This window comes from Vibrio sp. Y176 (genome assembly GCF_033438945.1).
The window spans coordinates 1-2959 of record NZ_JAWOQS010000037.1; the positions used below are offsets into that span (position 1 = coordinate 1).

The 2959-nt window shown below is 51.5% G+C and carries 1 rRNA gene; it reads left to right on the forward strand.

What is annotated here, in order from left to right:
• The first annotated feature begins 28 nt into the window (after nt 1-28).
• Nucleotides 29-2920: ribosomal RNA gene (locus R7O13_RS23775) — 23S ribosomal RNA — on the forward strand.
• Nucleotides 2921-2959: the final 39 nt, after the last annotated feature.

The following is a 2959-nucleotide window of genomic DNA, read 5'->3' on the forward strand; positions in this document are numbered from 1 at the left end:
ATCAACTCGAAACTCCTTCGGGTTGTATGGTTAAGTGACTAAGCGTACACGGTGGATGCCTTGGCAGTCAGAGGCGATGAAGGACGTATTAACTTGCGATAAGCCCAGATTAGGTAGTAAAAACCATTTGAGTCTGGGATTTCCGAATGGGGAAACCCAATACCATAAGGTATTACTGTTGAGTGAATACATAGCTCAACAGGGCGAACCGGGGGAACTGAAACATCTAAGTACCCCGAGGAAAAGAAATCAACCGAGATTCCGAAAGTAGCGGCGAGCGAAATTGGACTAGCCCTTAAGCTTTACACGCGTTAGACGAACAGCCTGGAAAGGCCGACGATACAGGGTGATAGTCCCGTAGTTGACGACGTGTGTTCAGTGAAATCGAGTAGGGCGGGACACGTGATATCCTGTCTGAATATGGGGGGACCATCCTCCAAGGCTAAATACTACTGACTGACCGATAGTGAACCAGTACCGTGAGGGAAAGGCGAAAAGAACCCCTGTGAGGGGAGTGAAATAGAACCTGAAACCGTGTACGTACAAGCAGTAGGAGCAGGCTTTGTCCTGTGACTGCGTACCTTTTGTATAATGGGTCAGCGACTTATATTCAGTGGCAAGGTTAACCATCTAGGGGAGCCGTAGGGAAACCGAGTCTTAACTGGGCGTTCAGTCTCTGGATATAGACCCGAAACCAGGTGATCTAGCCATGGGCAGGTTGAAGGTTGAGTAACATCAACTGGAGGACCGAACCGACTAATGTTGAAAAATTAGCGGATGACTTGTGGCTAGGGGTGAAAGGCCAATCAAACCTGGAGATAGCTGGTTCTCCCCGAAAGCTATTTAGGTAGCGCCTCGGACGAATACTACTGGGGGTAGAGCACTGTTAAGGCTAGGGGGTCATCCCGACTTACCAACCCTTTGCAAACTCCGAATACCAGTAAGTACTATCCGGGAGACACACGGCGGGTGCTAACGTCCGTCGTGGAGAGGGAAACAACCCAGACCGCCAGCTAAGGTCCCAAATTACTACTAAGTGGGAAACGATGTGGGAAGGCTCAGACAGCCAGGATGTTGGCTTAGAAGCAGCCATCATTTAAAGAAAGCGTAATAGCTCACTGGTCGAGTCGGCCTGCGCGGAAGATGTAACGGGGCTAAGTAGTAAACCGAAGCTGCGGCAATATACTTTTTGTATATTGGGTAGGGGAGCGTTCTGTAAGCGGTTGAAGGTGTGTGGTAACGCATGCTGGACGTATCAGAAGTGCGAATGCTGACATGAGTAACGATAAAGGGGGTGAAAAACCTCCTCGCCGGAAGACCAAGGGTTCCTGTCCAACGTTAATCGGGGCAGGGTAAGTCGACCCCTAAGGCGAGGCCGAAAGGCGTAGTCGATGGGAAACGGGTTAATATTCCCGTACTTCTTACAATTGCGATGGGGGGACGGAGAAGGCTAGGTGGGCCTGGCGACGGTTGTCCAGGTTCAAGTGCGTAGGCTGAGAAATTAGGTAAATCCGGTTTCTCTTAAGGCTGAGACACGACGTCGAGCATCTACGGATGTGAAGTCATTGATGCCATGCTTCCAGGAAAAGCCTCTAAGCTTCAGATTGTAAGGAATCGTACCCCAAACCGACACAGGTGGTCGGGTAGAGAATACCAAGGCGCTTGAGAGAACTCGGGTGAAGGAACTAGGCAAAATGGTACCGTAACTTCGGGAGAAGGTACGCTCTCGACGGTGAAGTCCCTCGCGGATGGAGCTATTGAGAGTCGCAGATACCAGGTGGCTGCAACTGTTTATTAAAAACACAGCACTGTGCAAAATCGCAAGATGACGTATACGGTGTGACGCCTGCCCGGTGCCGGAAGGTTAATTGATGGGGTTAGACTTCGGTCGAAGCTCTTGATCGAAGCCCCGGTAAACGGCGGCCGTAACTATAACGGTCCTAAGGTAGCGAAATTCCTTGTCGGGTAAGTTCCGACCTGCACGAATGGCGTAATGATGGCCACGCTGTCTCCACCCGAGACTCAGTGAAATTGAAATCGCTGTGAAGATGCAGTGTACCCGCGGCTAGACGGAAAGACCCCGTGAACCTTTACTACAGCTTGGCACTGAACATTGACCCTACATGTGTAGGATAGGTGGGAGGCTTTGAAGCGCAGTCGCTAGATTGCGTGGAGCCGTCCTTGAAATACCACCCTTGTAGTGTTGATGTTCTAACGTCGACCCCTCATCGGGGTTGCGGACAGTGCCTGGTGGGTAGTTTGACTGGGGCGGTCTCCTCCCAAAGCGTAACGGAGGAGCACGAAGGTGGGCTAATCACGGTTGGACATCGTGAGGTTAGTGCAATGGCATAAGCCCGCTTGACTGCGAGAATGACAATTCGAGCAGGTGCGAAAGCAGGTCATAGTGATCCGGTGGTTCTGAATGGAAGGGCCATCGCTCAACGGATAAAAGGTACTCCGGGGATAACAGGCTGATACCGCCCAAGAGTTCATATCGACGGCGGTGTTTGGCACCTCGATGTCGGCTCATCACATCCTGGGGCTGAAGTCGGTCCCAAGGGTATGGCTGTTCGCCATTTAAAGTGGTACGCGAGCTGGGTTTAGAACGTCGTGAGACAGTTCGGTCCCTATCTGCCGTGGGCGTTGGAGAATTGAAAGGGGCTGCTCCTAGTACGAGAGGACCGGAGTGGACGAACCTCTGGTGTTCGGGTTGTGTCGCCAGACGCATTGCCCGGTAGCTAAGTTCGGGATCGATAACCGCTGAAAGCATCTAAGCGGGAAGCGAGCCTTGAGATGAGTTCTCCCTGATACTTTAAGTATCCTAAAGGGTTGTCGTAGACTACGACGTTGATAGGCAGGGTGTGTAAGCGTTGTGAGGCGTTGAGCTAACCTGTACTAATTGCCCGTGAGGCTTAACCATACAACACCCAAGGGGTTTTGATGGACTCAATGAAAGAAC